This window comes from Pseudomonas sp. F007 (genome assembly GCF_057814275.1).
Window position 1 is genome coordinate 242710 of record NZ_JBVATA010000004.1, and the last position, 16880, is coordinate 259589.

Consider the following 16880-nt stretch of genomic DNA (forward strand, 5'->3'; position numbering starts at 1 on the left):
GCGGGTCTCGTCCATTCTTCGCGGAGTAATACCATGGCGGCCTCCATACTAAACGTCAGAGATCTGCATTTCTATCTGTTCGAGTTGTTCCATGCGCAAGCCCTGACCGCCCGCCCGCGTTATGCCGAGCACAGCAGGGAAACTTATCTGGCGGCAATCGAAACCGGGCGCAAGATCGCGGAACGCTATTTCCTGCCAATCCGGCAGAAGGTGGATGTGCAACAGCCTACGTTCGACGGCAAGCAGGTGCACATGCTTCCCGAGATCAAACCTGCAATCGATGCAGTTATCGAATCTGGGCTCGCTTGCCCGGAAGCCGATTATGAATGGGGTGGCATGCAATTGCCGGCCATTGTTGCAAGTGTGGCCACTTCTTTCCTGTCAGCTGCTGGCAGCACCACACTGGGTTACACCAGTCTGACCAATGCCAACTGCAATCTTATCGAGGCCCACGGCACGCCCGAACAGATCGAGAAGTGGGTCGTGCCGATGCGTCAGGGCCGGTTCGCCGGAACCATGGCCATGACCGAGCCGTCGGCGGGCTCGGGGTTGGCAGACCTGACGACCAGCGCGACCAGGACTGAAGAGGGTCGTTACCTGATTACTGGCAACAAGATCTTCATTTCTGGCGGTGATCACAACCTTAGCGAAAATATTGTTCACCTCGTCCTGGCAAGGATCAAAGGCGCGCCCAAGGGCATTAAGGGCGTATCCCTGTTCATTGTTCCCAAGTATCTGGTCGATGAAACAGGTGCGGTCGGCAGCCGCAATGATGTGAGCCTGGCTGGCTTGTTCCACAAGATGGGTGGGCGCGGGCAAACCTCCTGTGCGATCAACTTCGGTGAACAGGGCGGCTCGATCGGCTACCTGGTAGGTGAGGAGAATCAGGGTATTCGCTACATGTTCCACATGATGAATGAGGCACGCATCATGGTCGGAACCAGCGCCGCACTCACAGCTTTGAGCGGTTATCAGTACTCCCTCGACTACGCGAAGGAGCGGCGACAGGGGCGTTTACCTTCGTCCAGGGATCCGCTCTCTGCGCCCGTGCGGATCATTGAGCATGCGGATGTGCGACGCATGCTGTTGGCACAGAAGGCCTATGCCGAAGGTGCCTACAGCCTGTGTCTGTTCGGTGCACAACTGGCTGACGACGTGCGCACTGCTCCTGACGAGGCCGAGCGCAGAAGCGCAAAGGTACTGCTGGATTTCCTGACGCCGATCATCAAGTCCTGGCCATCCGAATATGGTCCGCGCGCCAATAGCCTTGCGATTCAGGTGTTGGGTGGACATGGCTATACCAATGAGCATCCGGTCGAGATGTTCTACCGCGATAACCGCCTCAACTCGATCCATGAGGGCACCTATGGCGTGCAGTCGCTTGACCTGCTCGCACGCAAGGTGCCCGCCGACAATATGGCCGGATACACGAACTGTATCAGCAGGATGCGTGACGACATTGAGACGGCCACCCAGCACCCGGCATTGCAGGAGCCTGCGGCTGCGCTTCTGGTCGCCATTCAAGTGCTTGAGGAAACCACCGGTGCTGTTCTTGGCGGCATGCAGAAACTGCACATCGACTTGGCGCTGGCCAATTCGGTCAAGTACCTGGAGCTGTTTGGCAACGTGGTTGTGGCCTGGATGTGGCTCAAGCAAGGCATAGCCGCGAGCGCTGGCCTGGCCAGGGATCCGCATGAGGATGACCGAAACTTCTACCTGGGCAAGTTGCAAGCCCTCAAATACTTCTACGCCTACGAACTGCCAGAGATACAGGTCTGGAAACAGATTCTGTGCGACTTCGAAGATGCCTTCTACATGGCCCGAGAAGAGTGGTTTTGATGGCTGCGGCGTACCTGGTTTGTCCGTTGAATAACCGTATCAATCGCAGAGGTTTCATATGAGTCAGCAAAGTATCGATTTCACTGGGCGTGTCGCCATCGTCACCGGAGCCGGAAACGGACTCGGACGCTCCCATGCGCTGGCATTGGCCAGGCGCGGTGCCAAGGTGGTGGTGAATGATCTGGGAGGCGCCCGTGACGGCGCGGGTAACTCGTTGCAGGCTGCAGACGAGGTGGTTGCGCAAATCCAGGCCATGGGCGGCGAAGCCATTGCCAACGGCGCCAATGTTGCCAACTTTTCTGAAGTCGAGGCGATGGTCGCGCAGGTCATGGAGCGTTGGGGGCGGGTCGATATTCTGCTCAACAACGCCGGAATACTTCGCGATAAAAGCTTCTCCAGGATGGACCTGGCCGACTTCAGGCTGGTGATGGACGTGCACCTGATGGGCTCGGTCAACTGCACCAAGGCCGTCTGGGAAATCATGCGGGCGCAGAACTATGGGCGAATTGTCATGACCACCTCCTCTTCCGGTCTCTACGGCAATTTCGGTCAGTCGAATTACGGTGCGGCCAAGATGGCGGTTGTAGGGCTCATGAATACCTTGGCGCTGGAGGGACAGAAACACGATATCCGGGTCAATGCGCTGGCCCCCACTGCCGCCACCCGCATGACCGAAGATCTATTGGACAAGACGGTACTTGAACTCTTGACCCCTGAGTCGGTTACCGCAGGCGCGCTAATGCTGTGCCACGAGGGTGCACCGCAGCGCACGATCCTCTGTGCCGGTGCAGGTGGCTATGCCACTACGCGGATTTTCGAGACCAATGGCGTGTTCCTCCCACCTGCCTTGCAGACCCCTGAGAGTGTGCTGGCGACCTGGGACGTTATCTGTGACACCACAGATCAATGCGCCCTGGAGGCGGGCTTCAAGCAGACAGAAAAGTTCCTGTCCAAGGCTGCCGCCAGCTTCGGCAATCAATGAGATCGCACGCCTGAGCGGCGCATCCAATTCAATTTCTGCGCTTGTCTGGTTGACGGACGAGCGCGTTTTTCTCGGAGGCAGTATGCAGGATTTATTCAGTTTGCAAGGTCGGGTGGCGCTGGTCACCGGTGGGGCGCGAGGGATTGGCGCGATGATCGCGCGGGCGTACCTCCAATGCGGGGTCAAGGTGTACATTTCATCGCGAAATCAGGATGAGCTGGCGAATTTTACCAACGCTGTTGCAAGCCTTGGCGAGTGCGTTGCGATCCGTGCTGACCTCTCCAGCCTGGAGGGCATCGAGTTTTTGGTCGATGAGATTGGCAAGCGTGAGTCCGGCCTGGACATCCTGGTTAACAATGCCGGCGCTACCTGGGGCGCGGAGTTTTCCGTGTATCCAGAGGCGGGTTGGGACAAGGTTGTGGATCTGAATCTGAAGTCACCGTTCTTTTTGACGCAGCGTCTACTTGGCCTGCTCAAGACTGCTGCCAAAGCAGATAGTCCGTCACGGGTGATCAATATTGCCTCGGTCAACGGCCTGGTAAATCCCGGCGTCGATAACTATGCGTACTCCGCCAGCAAGGCTGGCCTGATCCACCTGACCCGGCATCTCGCGGTTGATCTGGCTCCCGCTCATATCAATGTCAACGCAATCGCGCCCGGCTTTTTTCACACGAAAATGACGGCTTACGCGGTTGAGCAAGATATAGGCTCAATCATGGCCACGGTCCCGAGGGGGCGTCTTGGCAATCAGGACGATATGGCTGGCGCTGCCATCTTCCTGGCATCCAGGGCCTCTTCCTGGATCACCGGACATACGCTGGCTCTGGACGGTGGTCTGGTCGCAGCCGCCGGTTGATCAAATAGATTTCAGCGATACTCATGAGACTCTGTGACAAGCCGCAATAGAAAGCCCCCTCCGCTGGCAGCGGAGGGCTCACGGATAACAGCGTCAGCTTTGGCGGGTTGACTTACTTTGGATCAACGCCCAGTGTTCCTATGAAGTCGACCACGGCTTGCCGTTCTTTGTTATTGATCTGGGTAGCAATGGCTTGCATCCACTTGCCCTGGATATCGGAATACTCATCTGCCCCCCGCCAACCCTGAGCGTAATTGTTCAGCTGCTGATCGATATACCAGCCGTCAAGGATTCGCAAATCAGGTGCCTGCAGGTGTGCATAACCTTGGGCAAATTGGCCGTGGCAAGCCGCACAGGTATCCTGATAGCGTGCTGCGCCAACTTTGGCAGTGGCACTGTCAGACTGTGGCGCCTTGGCCAGTTGCAGACCGGCGTAGTACGCGGCCAGACTGGCAAGCTGCTCTTCACTGAGGCTCAGGGTAATCGCACGCATGCTCTGCCCCGCCTGATCCTGTTGAGCGTAACCGCGCCGGCCGGCTTTGAAATTCAGCAGCTGACGAGCCAGATATTGTACGTTCTGCCCCGCCAGGCGCGGTGCGCCCAACGCCTGATTACCCTGGCCTTCTGCGCCGTGGCACACCGCACAGGTTGCACTCAGTGCTGCAGTGGGCGCCTCCGTCGCCTGGGTGGCGAGCGGAGCCAGAAACAGTAAGGCCAGGCTGGTCATCTTATTCATCTGCGAATGCTCCACTGTGCTGCTGTTGCTCACGCTGAACGATCTGTTCAAGCAGATGCGCTTGAATGACTGATGGGCTGGCCAGGGGATACTGACGCAAGGTGCCTACTTCAGCAGCGGTATAGGGTTGAAAATCCGCCGGTATCTGTGCCGCACTGAAGCTGCCGAGCATCCAGTTCAGCAAGCGTGCCAGATCAGAATCGGGCAGCGCCGTCTGGGCGGTCCCCGGCACCTGCACCAGATACTCGCGACCGCCCGGCACACTGAGAAAGCTGCCCATCCGATTACGCAAATCTGGCACCTGTCGTGCGGGAAAGCCGCTGCCATCTGGTAAATGGCAACCCTGACAATTGAGCATGTAATCGACCTGAGCCGGCTCCGTCGCCCAAATGCAGCTGCTGGACAGGAGAAGCCCCAGAGCAACTGCGCGAATCATTGTTCCTTCACTCCTATCACGACCGACAGCGAGCAGTGATAAGGCACATTCGCCTGGCTGCCGGTACACCAATTGAGATCGTTCGAGCTCTGCGGCCGATAGATCGGCGTGTCGCCCTGATCTCGCTGGCAGATGCAGCGCCCACAATTACTTTTGCCACAACAGTCGTTGTAGGAAATGACGTAGTCCTTGCCGTCCGCGGGGTTTCGGCAGGTGCCGATCCAGGTGATGTCCGACTTCACGGTGCCAGGCGGACAACTGCTAGCCGTGCCACCGCAACATCCACAGAGAAAACCGTCGATCGCACAATGTCTCCAGTAGTCGCAGCTATTGGGATTGCCTTCTTCAGCAATGCCCGTGGAGGCAAAGGCACTGTTGCGATAAACCGGCAGCAGCGTAAAGGCGCCCGCACCGATCAACAGGGTGCCCAGGCCGCCGAGAAAACCTCGACGCGACGTGCTGCGAGCGGTCTGTCGGGTGAGTTTTTCGGTCACTTGATCAAGCCAATTGTTTTCCATCGTCATTGCCCTCGATGCGTGTGCCTGGCAACTCAGCCATGTGCCGCATGAAATTGTTGAACCGTGGCGTAGCCGAGGCTTTTCGCCTCGAACAGGCTGTCCAGATGTTCGCGGGTATTGATCAGGCCGTGTGCGGTCACCTTGCCCGAGGCATCAATCAACACCCCATAGGGCAGCTTGGCGATCTGGTAAGCCATGCCAACCTCGGGAGAGAGCAAATACGGAAACTCATTCAGCCCTTCACGCCGAATGAAGGACAACTGTTCGGCTTCGTCACCATCACTGGCCAGGATCACGCGTAGCCAGGCTCGCTCCTTTGCCTGGGCCGACTTGAGCACCGGCAGCAAGGTCTTGCACACCGGGCACGTCGGCGAAAGGAAGAACAGCAGTGTGGAGAGTCCGCCAGCATCGAAGCCAGCCAGACTCAATGCACCGCCGGTCAGGCTCGGCAGATTGAAGACTGGCGCCTCATCCCCGACCTTGATCACCTTGCCCAGCGACAGCGCCCCTACCGGGCGGATGCGTTCGTGCAGCAGACCAATTTGCCGGGTCAGGGCCAGCACCGTCACCAACAAACCGATGATGGCCAACCAGGAAAGACTAATGGCAACAACCAGTGCTTCAATCATAGAGAGAGTTCTCTGGCAGAGTTTTGGTTAGCAATCAGGGTATTGGCCAGAAGGTAGAAGGCGCTGCCGGTAAGCACCACGCAGCCAATCACCAGCCAATCGTAGAAAACCAGGATGCGGCCGCTCGGCGGCAGCAGCAGATTCAGGGTGAGGAGCATGAGAATCAGGTTGCGCCATACCAATGGCCAACTGACTGCCTGGCGGCGGGCGCCTGCCTGGCAACCGCAGTCGGCAATGCGCCGGCCCTGCAACAGGCTCAGCGCCATTGCAAGCGCATAGGTCAGCAACAACGCCGCCGCGAGCCACACAACGAAGGGCTGCCGGAAAGCCAACAACCCGCCGGCGGTGACTATCTCAAGCCAAGGCAACAGCAAGGCGACAGGACGAACCAACCCTTGCGCAAGCACGTCATAGCTCTGCAACACCGCCGTGAACCCAAGCGTGTCGCGTAATTTGTGCCAGCCTGCAACCCCCAGCAGCAGGGCCATGCCGGCACTTATGGCGGTCAACCAGACCGGTTCGCCGAGCAGGCCGATCACCATGGCAGCACCATGTTCAGATATCCATAAGGCAGCCCGGTGATGGTGCGCAGGTGCGCACCGCTCTCGACATCGTAAAGATTGATGTCCTGCTGCAGACGACGCAGCACACCATCCTGGCCCTCGGTTAAATAAATCCAGGCACTGGCCAGCCAGGGCATCTGCAGCACCCAGTCCACGCTGTAAAGTCGTGGCTGGACGCCGGGACTGACGCCGATAGAGATGCTCTGCTCAGCCAGTTTGATGGTCAGGATTTTTTTGCCCTGGTTCGCATCGAAGACCCAGACTTCGGTGCCCGGCTCCTGGAAGGTGTCTGGCCCGCCTTGGTGCATCAACACGAACAATCGGCCGCTCGCTGCATGTACGGCGGTGTGCTGAATGCCGCTCATGCGCCAGTCGTCCTTTCGCTCATCCCCGCTAAGCAACGACCACTGCCGGGACACGCGCAACTGATCCGGGCCCATCTGAATGGCATACACCTGGCTTTCGCGAGAAACGAAATACCAGGTGTCACCTATCCGCGAAGCCGAAGTCGACAGCAGGTCCTTGAGCGGATCGAATAACGGTTTGCTGCGCTGCTGGATCAGTACCTGACCTTGTTCTCCCAGGCGCAGGTGAAGAAATCCGCCGTCGCCGCAGATGGCATAGAAGTCACGCTTGCCGGCCGGATAGATCGAGGCGCAGCCGGGTGTCTCCACCTCGCTGACAAAACGATTGGCATCCAGATCGACGATACTGATGGACTGCGCCGGGGTGAAATTGAGCACCAGGAGAAAACGCTCGTCGTCCGACAACACACTCAAACCCGTATTGCCCAAGGCGTTGATGCGCTTGGACGGAATCGGGATCTCCCGTTTGGGCGCGAGGGTCAACGGGTCATAGACCGTCACCATATCGCTGCGGGCTCCACGGGTGCCGCGACTGAAATAGGTTTCGACGGAAAACAACTCATTACGCGACTGCGCAGGCAACAGGCTGTTGAACCAGAAGCCGGTATCGAGCTGGCCCAGCATCTTGCCGCTGTCATCGAACAAAAAGGCCCGACCATCGATCTGCGTCGGCGCTCGATTGCCCCATACCCAGAACCAATGCTGACCGTCATGGGCTGCCAGGGTTTCGACCCTGGCCTGCTCCACCGCAATATCAGCCAGTGCCAAGGGCAGTTGCAGTGAAGTGCCCAGCATGAAATAGCACGCTAAACGTTTGAACATATCGACATTACCTACCTACCCAGAAGCTATTGAAGTTGGCTGCGATCGGGGTTTTCTCGCTGTGTATGACGGTGGGCCTATGCCATTCCCTTCTTGCGCGCCAGGGCGCGATACACATAGAAAATCTCTGTAAAAATCAACGACCAGGCCAGGGTTTCAATCACCCACTTATTGAAAAACACCGCAGTGTCTTCATTGGGCAGAACCATGAAGTCCTGGATAGCGGCGACAAACAGATTCAGGACGATAAGCACGATCATCAACCAGCCGTGCAAGATCAGCTTGTATTTGAATGCTTGCTGCACGATACAACCGCAGAAGATTAAAAAGAGTACGGCTGCCAACATTGAAGCGACCGGCAATGCCGCCCGCATGAAGTCCAGCGTTTCAAAGCCGTAACTGAGAACAAGCGCGACGACAAAAACCAGAATCTCCTTACCTTTGGACAATTCAAAGTTATGCGTCACTTTCATTAATCCGATGGCACCAATAACGGTGACACCAAATAATTTTGAAAACGTATCCAGGTAATGCCAGACATAGGCGGAAAATTCAAAGACACCGGCCTTATCTAAAATCACGTTGGTTGCAGACACGGCCAGAAAGAACCACTCGTAGCCCAACATATCGTTTTTCAACTTTAGAAAGCGGTATCCGTAATAAAACCCGACCCACACAAGGGACGAAACAGCCGCGTAAATCATCATATCTCTGCTAGACATTGCCGCTGTCCTTTTTGTTTTGACCGGGAGGATTTGATTACCCACCGGCACTGCAGCCTATGGGCTGGCTTAAACAGCGCCAGCGCAGGTCATCGGCCTCCTCGGCAAACGGGAATAACCTGATGGCCGTAGTGTCAGATCAACGCCCAGCCAGGTGTTACCCAATATCCGCATAGAGTAAATTGCGTTTATTGGCTAACGCTGGCACTGCCAATCGCTTAGGCTGCGCGAGACCGATCGTCAGTGCACTTTCAGCACGATGGGCGATTACAGGAGTAGTGGTGATACGCGCCGCATGGGATAAAGGCGCCTAGTGCTCGGCGGAGTAACCGCCAGGAATCGTATGTTGTCCAAGGAGATTGCCAGTGAACACCAGCGGCGGCCTTTGCTCCCCTACTCCATTGATCGCGACTGATCCCGTCGTCGTCAGCGTTGCAGAACTGCATGACGTTGATGACTATGGCGCGACCCTGCCTGGCTGGTCCAGCGAGGTCCAGCAGTTGAGCAACGGATTCTTTGCCGGACGCTGCAGCCTGGTGAGCTTTGCCGGCATGCAACTGTTTCGCGAAATCACCTCCCAGCGCATGTGCGTTAAATTCGCCACCAAAGCCAATTCGCGCTCTATTGCCCTGCCGCTGGCGTTATCCCAACCTGCCCTGTTCAGCGGCACCGAAGTCAATCACCGGGAAATCGTCTGCTTTGCCGAGGATGAAACCTTCACCTACTACACAGCACACTCAAGCGACTTGCTGACCCTAAGCTTCGACACTGATGTCTTTACTGCCTATGCCGATCAAATCAAAGATGCCGATGTCGCTCGCAGCCTTGATAAAACCGCCTTTCTAAAGGTCATGCCAGATCAGGCTGCGCAGCTGCAAACATTTCTGCAAACCGTACTGACCGTTCTGCTCAACAACCCAGGCGCCTTGCAGCACCAGCATGCACAGGACTCACTGACCGAATCCATTTACACACAAGTGCTCAAGTTGCTTGGCAACGGCGACAAACTGTGCGCATTCGCCATGCCCAAACATCGCTATGCCCTGGTTGCACGGGCGCGTGAATACCTGTTTCACGACCCCCAGGGTGAGAGCTTCACCATTGCCAGGCTTTGTCACTATCTGGGAGTTGGCTCACGCACCCTTGAATATGCATTCCAGGACGTCCTGGGCATGACCGCAGTGGCCTACCTACGCGCGTTGCGACTCAACTATGTGCGGCAGGACATCAAGTCTGGCGGGCCACAGACTTCCGTGCTGGATATTGCTGCGCGCTGGGGATTTTGGCATCCGTCGCATTTCAGCGCAGATTACAAGCGCCTGTTCGGCGATCTGCCATCCGAGACGCGCCGACGTTATGCCAGTTAACGTGATGTTGCTCCTGACTAACCAGCCCGCTATTCCAATGCACTAACCTTTCGCCCAGTAATGCCCCTTTCGAATACATAGCTATTTATCAAATGAAGATGAGCGCTGGAGCACTCACTGGCCGGCGCTAATTCTGCACGCGCGCAACACGTGTCGCCGAAGCATCGGTTAAGTGCGCCCGGCAATAATTCAAACATCGTAAACACTGCGATTTTTGGCTAACGCCTGCGCCACAACCACACAAATAATCGAACCAACGCGTTGCAATGCGCATTGAGATTTTATGCACCACTACAACTTGCGCGGGCGTCAGTGGTCATTCCATCGTTACCGGCAAGGCTGAATATTTAATAAATCATCAGGACTTATTGACTGTGAACAAAACAAGCAGAGTGCTCATTCTGGGTGCCACGGGAAATATTGGTGGACTGACCGCTCAAGCACTGGCGGTAAAATACCCAGCTATAAACTTACGTCTGACCAGCAGCCGCGACGCCGGGTGCGACTTACTGCGTGCCCTGCATCCACAGGCTGAAGTACTTAAGGCCGACTGGTACGACCCCGGTAGTCTGCCCACCGCTTTTACCGACGTAGACAAGGTATTTATTGTCTCGCCGGATTTTTACACCGACGAAAATATTGTCACCCCCAACCTGATTAACGCCATTCAGGAAGCCGGCTGTGTTGCCCAGGTACTGCGTTTGATCTCCCTCCCGCCAGGGCTGACGGCTGATCAATTGGAGCCGGACATTCTGGCCACCCGCTGTGGGGCCAACCTCTCGGTTGTCGCGAAGCCACTATTTGATGCCAGTGGCTTACCCATGACCTACCTCAATGTTGCCAGTTGGCTGATGTTCAATGTGCCCTGGTTCCTGGCTGCCGAGGTGAAACAACACCGGCGCCTGGCCATGCCGCAGGCCACCCATGCATCACGCCTGTGGTTGTCTGAGTGCGACGTTGCCGCAGCAGCCGCCAGGATCCTGGCAAGCGATGCCGCACTCCATGTGGGTCACGAGTATCTGCTTACCGGCACTGAGCGCATCGACTTTACCCAACTCGCCGAGCTACTGGGCGAAGTGATCGGTGAGCCGGTCACGATGGTGGACGATGACCAGCCCCTGCGCACCGCCACCGGAGAGGCCTTTGATTTGCTCATGACCTACTTCCGGCATGAAACCCGCGATTACCTCGACATTCCTGTCACCGACAGCTTTGCGCAGTTGACCGGTCGACCTCCCATGGCCTTGCGCGACTATCTGATAGCCAATCGAACCCTGTTTATCTGATTCACTGGCGCCGCTGGAAAGCTGTGCGAACTCCGCCCAGCCCTGCGCTCCGACCTCTAACAATAATAGGAGACACCTCGTGAATAGCATGTTCAAACGGACTTTGCTGTTTAGCGCCCTGCTTGCATGCTGGGGCCTGAGCACGGCACAGGCGGCCACTTCAGCTGAACTGGAGCAACTCGGCAAAAAACTCACCCCCTTCGGTGCGGAGCGGGCTGGCACCGTGGATGGCAGCATCCCGGCCTGGGAGGGAGGCCTGGCCCGTGCCCCGGCTGGCTGGGAGCCCGGCCATGGTGACCCCTATGGGGCTGACAAGGTGCTTTTCAGCGTCAATGCACAGAATCTCGCTCAACATCAGGCAAAGTTGCCCGCCGGACAGATTGAACTGATCAAGGCCTATCCCGGCTACCGCGTGGACGTTTATCCGACACATCGCAGCTGCACCTTCCCGGACGCCGTGGCGCAGCGCACCAAACAATTCGCCGCACAGAGCAAGGTTGGCGCTGACGGTTGGCAGTTGGAAGCCGCGGCCGGCGAGGCGATTCCGTTTCCGCTACCAGTCAGCGGTGTGGAGGCGATGTGGAACTACAAATTGCGCTACATCGCCAAGGGTCGGCAATTCGATGCCGCGTTTCTGATGCGGGACAAAGGGGGGACGCTGACGCAAGTCGAGCAGAAATCCTACGAGTTCTACCCCTATAACGACCCGGCCGTAAAAGCCCCGGCAGATACCGGCAATATCGAAGCCAAGCTGATGTATGACCTGCTTTCACCCTCGTCCCGGGCAGGCGAGATGTACCTGGTGCATGCGCAGTTGGATAAGCCGCAGGATGCCTGGATCTACTTCCCTGGCCAACGCCGCGTGCGGCGTGCCCCCTCCTTTGCCTACGACAACCCGATTGCTGGCTCCGACAACCTCTACTACGTTGACCAGATCAATATGTACACCGGTGCGCTCGATCGTTACGACTACAAGCTGGCCGGCAAAAAGGAAATGATTGTTGCGTACAACTCTTACAAGTTGGTCGATAAGTCGAACAACTATGAGCAGTTGATCGGTCAGGACTACCTCAATCGTGATGTGCAGCGTTACGAGCAGCACCGGGTCTGGGTGGTGGAGGCAACGGTGAAAGCTGACAAGCGTCACTCCCTGGCCAAGCGGGTGTTCTACTTCGACGAGGACAGCTGGGCATTGCTGCATGTCGATATGTTCGACGCCAAGGGCAATCTTTGGCGTGCCCAGGAAGGCAGCGTCTGGGCCAATCCACAGATCCAGGCATGCACCTCCATCGAGTACGTCAGCTATGACCTGATCGCCCGTCGCTACATCGCCGACGGCTTTACCCAGGAAGGCAAGGTGCTCGACCTGACCGCAGGCCTCGAAGGCCGGGTCAACGACAAGATGTTCAACTCCGACGAACTGCGTCGCCGCGGCGAACGTTAAGTCCGACCTGAGGAAAAGCTCATGCATAACAAAAATAAAGGCGCGGCCCTTGCCGCGCCGGGCTTCCCGCGTGTCAAAAACAACCTGCCCCTGGTGATGATGGCGGCCTGCGGCCTGGTCTGGAGCGCGCCGGGCCACGCGTTTCGATTCGGCTCGGACGCGGGGATATCCGGCAGCCTGGATTCGAGTCTGTCCTATGGCTTCGCTCAGCGCCTGGAGCCGCAGGACTGCCATATCCTCGGCGGCGACAGCGGTGGCTGTAACAACGGCACCCAGACTCAGACCGGGCGCTTCTACAATCTGAGCAAAGGTAATGGCTACGCCAACGCCGATATCAGCTATAGCAATGCTGACGATGGCAACCTCAACTACAACAAGCACGATGTCTTCTCCCAGGTGATCAAGGGCAACCATGAGCTGAGCTTGAAACTCGGTGAGGGTTGGAGCGCACTCGGCCGGGTCGCCTGGGCGAAAGACTTCAAGATGGATGACACCCGAAACACCGACCTGGACAACGACGCCAGGCGCGAAGCCACCGAGCGCTTGGAGTTGCTCGACCTCTGGGTGGCGAAGAGCTTCGACCTGGGTGAGATGCCAGCCAAGGTCAAGGTCGGCAACCAGGTGATCAGCTGGGGCGAGGAAATCTTCGTGACCGGTGGCATCAACCAGATCAACGCCATCAACCTTGCGAACTACCACACCCCCGGCACCCAATTGAAGGAGGTGTTCATCCCGGCACCTATGGCTTCGTTCAACCTCGGGCTGAGCGAGACCCTCAGCGTTGAGGCCTACTACCAGTTCAAGTGGAACGCCTATGGCATCGACCCGGTGGGCACCTACTACTCGGGGAGCGATGTGGTGGGTGAAGGCAATCTGCCGATCTACCTCTCGACCAGCTTCGTCAACAATGTCTTCAGCCCCTTGCTCGGCCTGACTTGCGCCGACCTGACGCCCACGGGACGCTGCGGCGCGCCAGGCATCAGCGGCCTGAGCGACGAACAGATGTTCGCCACGGGGCTGGCGATTCCCTACGCCGGCAGGCGTGAAGCGAAAAACAGTGGGCAGTACGGCATCGCCCTACGCTGGACGGCGGAGGAGATCGAGACCGAGTTCGGCGTGTTCTACCAGCGTTACCATGACAAGTTGCCCTTCGTCGGCTACACGGCCACCCGCTCCCCCGATACCCTGCTGGTCGATAACTACTTCATCAACTATGGCGAAGACAAGAATCTGTTCGGCCTGTCGATGAACACCATGGTGGGACCGGTGGCTGTCGGCGCGGAGCTGTCCTACCGGCCCAACGACAGCGTGAGCATTGATCCCCTGGTGCCCTTTGGCGCCGCCTTCACCGGCCAGTTCAATGAATTCAGCGTGTACGACAACGGCGTCAGCAAGGGCTATGTCGAAGAGAAGAAATGGCAGGCGCATGTAAATGCCGTCTACAGCTTCTCCGCCAGCGACCCGCTGGGCTTCATTCCCAGGAGCCTGGGCGCCTCCGATGGCTTCCTGCTAGCCGAGGCGGTCGTCACACACTATCCGGATCTGGACACCTCGGGCGAGACGCCATACCTGCTCCCGGACTATTCACTGCCGGACAAAACCTCCTGGGGATACGTCGCCGAGATGGGCATCAACTACCCGAATGCGTTCGGTAGCGGTATCACCCTCACGCCGCAGCTGGACTTTTACCACGACGTCAACGGCACCACGCCGAACGCATCGCCGTTCGTCGAGGGCCGCAAGTCGCTGACCAGCGCCTTGCTGTTCAACTACCGCGACCGTTGGAAGGGTGGCCTGCAGTGGGTGCAGTACTGGGGCGGCGGCGACAACAACCTGATGACTGACCGCGATTTCATCAGCGGCAACATCTCCTACTCGTTCTGACCGCCGGCGTAAGGCGGGCCAGTCCCGCCCTGCTCCGTTCGCTTGGTAATTTCAGGAAGGCATAACCATGCTGACTTCCCTGGTGCTCGGCCTCGAGCGCTTCTTCTTCCGTAATCGTCTTGCCACCCTCGGCGTGCTGGCCTTGATTACCCTGGTGATGGGCGGCTTCGCCGCGCAGCTACGCATGTCTGCCGGCTTCGACAAGCAGCTGCCGCAGCAGCACGAGTTCATCAAGACCTTCAACCAGTACCGCGACGTGCTGTTCGGCGCCAATCGCATCATCGTGGTGCTGCACGCCAAGGACGGCGATATCTGGAACAAGGAGGCGCTGACCAAGCTCAACGACCTGACCCAGACCCTGTTCTTCATGCCCGGCATCGACCGCCGCACGGTGACCTCGCTGTGGACCCCGAACACCCGCGCGGTACAGATTACCGAAGAGGGTATGAAGGCCGAGGATGTGGTGGGGGGCGACGTCACCGTGGCCACTCTGAACGACCAGGCCATCGCCGGCATTCGTGAGCGCACCCTGGTCGGCGGCTTCGTCGGCAGCCTGGTGGCCAACGACTACTCCGGGGCCATGGTGCTGGCCGAGCTGGCCGATCCTGACCCGCAGACCGGCCAACGCCTGAACTACCTGGAGTTCAGCCAGCGCCTGGAGGACGAAGTGCGGGCCAAGTACGGCGACGACCAATACGAGGTGCAAATCATCGGTTTCGCCAAGCAGATGGGCGACATCGGCGCTGGCGCCACGTCGGTGATGGGTTTCTTCGCCCTGGCGTTCCTGCTCACCGTGCTGGCGGTCTATTGGTACACCCGCTCCTGGGCGTTGACCTTCCTGCCGCTGTGCTGTTCGCTGGTGTCGGTGGTCTGGCAATTCGGCACCATCACGCTGCTCGGCTTCGGCCTCGACCCGCTGGCGATCCTGGTGCCTTTCCTGGTGTTCGCCATCGGCGTATCCCATGGCGTGCAGCAGATCAACTTCATCTCCAAGGAGGTCTGCGCCGGCGTCGATGGCATGACCGCCGCGCGCCGCAGCTTCTCCGGCTTGCTGATTCCCGGCACGTTGGCGCTGATCACCGCGTTCGTCGGCTTCGCTACGCTGGTGCTGGTGCCAATCCCAATGATTCGCGAACTGGCGATCACCGCCTCGGTTGGGGTGGCCTACAAGATAGTCACCAACCTGATCATGCTGCCGGTGCTGGCCAGCTATTTCCGCTTCGATCAGGCCTATGTGACACGCGTCGATCGACTTCGCCGCGGGCGTGACGGCGCCATGCTCAAGCTCGGGCGCATCGCCGAGACGCGTAATGCGGCAATCGGGGCGGTGCTGTGTCTGGTGCTGCTGGTCGCCGCCGTGTGGCAGAGCCAGGGTCGGCATGTCGGCCATGTCCTGCCGGGCGCGCCGGAGCTGCATATCGACTCGCGCTATAACAAAGACGTGGAAAGCGTGGTCAGCCATTTCGGTCTCGGCCTGGATCTCTTCACAGTCGCGGTGGAAACGCCGAAGAACAGCTGCTACCAGCACGAGGTGATGGCCTACATCGACCGGCTGACCTGGTACCTGGCCAATGTGCCGGGTGTTCTCTCGGCGCAGTCGTTGCCTGTACTGACCAAGCTCTCGGCCTCCGGAGTCAACGAGGGCAATCCGAAATGGGTGGCGCTACCGGCGGATGAGCTGTCACTCGGTGAAGCGGTGCGCCAGGTACCCGAGGGGCTGCGGCTGTACAACGCAGATTGCAGCTTGCTGCCGGTCAACCTGTACCTGGCCGACCACAAGGCCAGCACCCTGAAAACCGTGGTGGAGGCCGTTCAGCAATACCGCGCCGAGCACCCAATGGCGGGGGTGAACGTGCGCCTCGCCAGTGGCAATGCCGGGGTGCAGGCGGCCACCAACGAGATCGTCGAAAGCTCCGAGCTACCGATGATGCTCTACGTCTACCTGACCATCGTGCTGCTGGTCTTTGTGGTTTACCGCGACTGGCGAGCGATGGTCGCCTGCTGCCTGCCGCTGACCTTGGCCACCTTTCTCGGTTACTGCTTCATGAAGGCGCTGGATATTGGCCTGACTGTCGCCACTTTGCCGGTGATGGTGCTCGCGGTCGGCATCGGCGTGGATTACGCCTTCTACATCTATAACCGTCTGCAGTTGCACCTGGCTGAGGGGCTGGACATCGCCAACGCCTTCAAGCTGGCGCTGCGCGAGGTCGGCGTGGCGACCATCTTCACGGCCATCACCCTGTCCATCGGTGTGGCCACCTGGTCGTTCTCGGCGCTGAAGTTCCAGGCTGACATGGGGCTACTGCTGACTTTCATGTTCATGGTCAACATGCTGATGGCGATCACCCTGTTACCGGCCATCGCAGTGATGCTGGATGTGCTGATTCCGCGTCGGGGGCCGGTTTGCGCGCCTCTGGTTGCGCACTGATTG

At 58.3% G+C, this 16880-nt stretch carries 15 protein-coding genes; 8 read left to right on the plus strand and 7 right to left on the minus strand.

The window, feature by feature from the left end:
* The first annotated feature begins 33 nt into the window (after positions 1–33).
* The 3 genes from ACZYR5_RS11260 to ACZYR5_RS11270 all read left to right on the plus strand — a co-directional run bounded on the left by ACZYR5_RS11260 (position 34) and on the right by ACZYR5_RS11270 (position 3677).
* Positions 34–1839, plus strand: coding sequence for an acyl-CoA dehydrogenase (locus ACZYR5_RS11260; RefSeq protein WP_489089800.1), 1806 nt, complete (start codon positions 34–36; stop codon positions 1837–1839).
* A 58-nt stretch (positions 1840–1897) separates the two neighbouring features.
* The gene (locus tag ACZYR5_RS11265) at positions 1898–2821 is read left to right on the plus strand and encodes an SDR family NAD(P)-dependent oxidoreductase (protein ID WP_223596786.1); all 924 of its coding nucleotides are present in this window, start codon (positions 1898–1900) and stop codon (positions 2819–2821) included.
* 82 nt (positions 2822–2903) lie between these two features.
* Positions 2904–3677 (plus strand): SDR family oxidoreductase, encoded by a 774-nt coding sequence (locus tag ACZYR5_RS11270; RefSeq protein WP_489089799.1) that lies wholly within the window; start codon positions 2904–2906, stop codon positions 3675–3677.
* Positions 3678–3789: 112 nt separating this feature from the next.
* Here the strand turns inward: ACZYR5_RS11270 and ACZYR5_RS11275 are convergent, their stop codons facing one another.
* From ACZYR5_RS11275 to ACZYR5_RS11305, 7 genes are all read right to left on the minus strand, one after another.
* Complete coding sequence (locus ACZYR5_RS11275) at positions 3790–4413, minus strand: c-type cytochrome (protein WP_489089798.1); 624 nt, start codon at positions 4411–4413, stop codon at positions 3790–3792.
* A complete protein-coding gene (locus ACZYR5_RS11280; RefSeq protein ID WP_489089797.1) occupies positions 4406–4849 on the minus strand; it encodes a c-type cytochrome in 444 nt (147 codons plus the stop codon). The genes ACZYR5_RS11275 and ACZYR5_RS11280 overlap by 8 nt, the downstream gene beginning before the upstream one ends.
* Positions 4846–5373, minus strand: a complete 528-nt coding sequence (locus tag ACZYR5_RS11285; RefSeq protein WP_489089796.1) for a methylamine dehydrogenase light chain — start codon at positions 5371–5373, stop codon at positions 4846–4848. Before ACZYR5_RS11285 ends, ACZYR5_RS11280 begins: the two co-directional genes overlap by 4 nt.
* A 26-nt stretch (positions 5374–5399) precedes the next feature.
* The gene (mauD, locus tag ACZYR5_RS11290; RefSeq protein WP_223457178.1) at positions 5400–5996 is read right to left on the minus strand and encodes a methylamine dehydrogenase accessory protein MauD; all 597 of its coding nucleotides are present in this window, start codon (positions 5994–5996) and stop codon (positions 5400–5402) included.
* Positions 5993–6538, minus strand: coding sequence for a MauE/DoxX family redox-associated membrane protein (locus ACZYR5_RS11295; RefSeq protein WP_223457177.1), 546 nt, complete (start codon positions 6536–6538; stop codon positions 5993–5995). The genes mauD and ACZYR5_RS11295 overlap by 4 nt, the downstream gene beginning before the upstream one ends.
* On the minus strand, positions 6532–7746 hold the full coding sequence (locus tag ACZYR5_RS11300) for an amine dehydrogenase large subunit (RefSeq protein ID WP_489089795.1): 1215 nt from the start codon (positions 7744–7746) through the stop codon (positions 6532–6534). The genes ACZYR5_RS11295 and ACZYR5_RS11300 overlap by 7 nt, the downstream gene beginning before the upstream one ends.
* A 77-nt stretch (positions 7747–7823) precedes the next feature.
* On the minus strand, positions 7824–8468 hold the full coding sequence (locus ACZYR5_RS11305) for a hypothetical protein (protein ID WP_110660168.1): 645 nt from the start codon (positions 8466–8468) through the stop codon (positions 7824–7826).
* A 365-nt stretch (positions 8469–8833) separates the two neighbouring features.
* On the opposite strand from ACZYR5_RS11305, the gene ACZYR5_RS11310 reads away from it, so the two are divergent.
* The 5 genes from ACZYR5_RS11310 to ACZYR5_RS11330 all read left to right on the plus strand — a co-directional run bounded on the left by ACZYR5_RS11310 (position 8834) and on the right by ACZYR5_RS11330 (position 16877).
* Positions 8834–9835: a helix-turn-helix domain-containing protein gene (locus ACZYR5_RS11310; protein WP_206606783.1), complete on the plus strand. Its 1002-nt coding sequence runs from the start codon at positions 8834–8836 to the stop codon at positions 9833–9835.
* Between the two features lie 266 nt (positions 9836–10101).
* Positions 10102–11121, plus strand: coding sequence for an NmrA family NAD(P)-binding protein (locus ACZYR5_RS11315; protein WP_489089794.1), 1020 nt, complete (start codon positions 10102–10104; stop codon positions 11119–11121).
* Positions 11122–11209: 88 nt separating this feature from the next.
* Positions 11210–12565: a DUF1329 domain-containing protein gene (locus tag ACZYR5_RS11320; protein ID WP_489089793.1), complete on the plus strand. Its 1356-nt coding sequence runs from the start codon at positions 11210–11212 to the stop codon at positions 12563–12565.
* A gap of 21 nt (positions 12566–12586) precedes the next feature.
* The gene (locus tag ACZYR5_RS11325; RefSeq protein WP_110660165.1) at positions 12587–14449 is read left to right on the plus strand and encodes a DUF1302 domain-containing protein; all 1863 of its coding nucleotides are present in this window, start codon (positions 12587–12589) and stop codon (positions 14447–14449) included.
* 67 nt (positions 14450–14516) lie between these two features.
* Complete coding sequence (locus tag ACZYR5_RS11330; protein WP_489089792.1) at positions 14517–16877, plus strand: efflux RND transporter permease subunit; 2361 nt, start codon at positions 14517–14519, stop codon at positions 16875–16877.
* Positions 16878–16880: the final 3 nt, after the last annotated feature.

What these genes read in the sequence shown, in the direction of transcription:
- ACZYR5_RS11260 (WP_489089800.1), top strand. Translation starts at nt 34, where the DNA reads ATGGCGGCCTCCATACTAAACGTCAGAGATCTGCATTTCTATCTGTTC.
- ACZYR5_RS11265 (WP_223596786.1), top strand. Translation starts at nt 1,898, where the DNA reads ATGAGTCAGCAAAGTATCGATTTCACTGGGCGTGTCGCCATCGTCACC.
- ACZYR5_RS11270 (WP_489089799.1), top strand. Translation starts at nt 2,904, where the DNA reads ATGCAGGATTTATTCAGTTTGCAAGGTCGGGTGGCGCTGGTCACCGGT.
- ACZYR5_RS11275 (WP_489089798.1), bottom strand. Translation starts at nt 4,413, where the DNA reads ATGAATAAGATGACCAGCCTGGCCTTACTGTTTCTGGCTCCGCTCGCC.
- ACZYR5_RS11280 (WP_489089797.1), bottom strand. Translation starts at nt 4,849, where the DNA reads ATGATTCGCGCAGTTGCTCTGGGGCTTCTCCTGTCCAGCAGCTGCATT.
- ACZYR5_RS11285 (WP_489089796.1), bottom strand. Translation starts at nt 5,373, where the DNA reads ATGACGATGGAAAACAATTGGCTTGATCAAGTGACCGAAAAACTCACC.
- mauD (WP_223457178.1), bottom strand. Translation starts at nt 5,996, where the DNA reads ATGATTGAAGCACTGGTTGTTGCCATTAGTCTTTCCTGGTTGGCCATC.
- ACZYR5_RS11295 (WP_223457177.1), bottom strand. Translation starts at nt 6,538, where the DNA reads ATGGTGATCGGCCTGCTCGGCGAACCGGTCTGGTTGACCGCCATAAGT.
- ACZYR5_RS11300 (WP_489089795.1), bottom strand. Translation starts at nt 7,746, where the DNA reads ATGTTCAAACGTTTAGCGTGCTATTTCATGCTGGGCACTTCACTGCAA.
- ACZYR5_RS11305 (WP_110660168.1), bottom strand. Translation starts at nt 8,468, where the DNA reads ATGTCTAGCAGAGATATGATGATTTACGCGGCTGTTTCGTCCCTTGTG.
- ACZYR5_RS11315 (WP_489089794.1), top strand. Translation starts at nt 10,102, where the DNA reads ATGCGCATTGAGATTTTATGCACCACTACAACTTGCGCGGGCGTCAGT.
- ACZYR5_RS11320 (WP_489089793.1), top strand. Translation starts at nt 11,210, where the DNA reads ATGTTCAAACGGACTTTGCTGTTTAGCGCCCTGCTTGCATGCTGGGGC.
- ACZYR5_RS11325 (WP_110660165.1), top strand. Translation starts at nt 12,587, where the DNA reads ATGCATAACAAAAATAAAGGCGCGGCCCTTGCCGCGCCGGGCTTCCCG.
- ACZYR5_RS11330 (WP_489089792.1), top strand. Translation starts at nt 14,517, where the DNA reads ATGCTGACTTCCCTGGTGCTCGGCCTCGAGCGCTTCTTCTTCCGTAAT.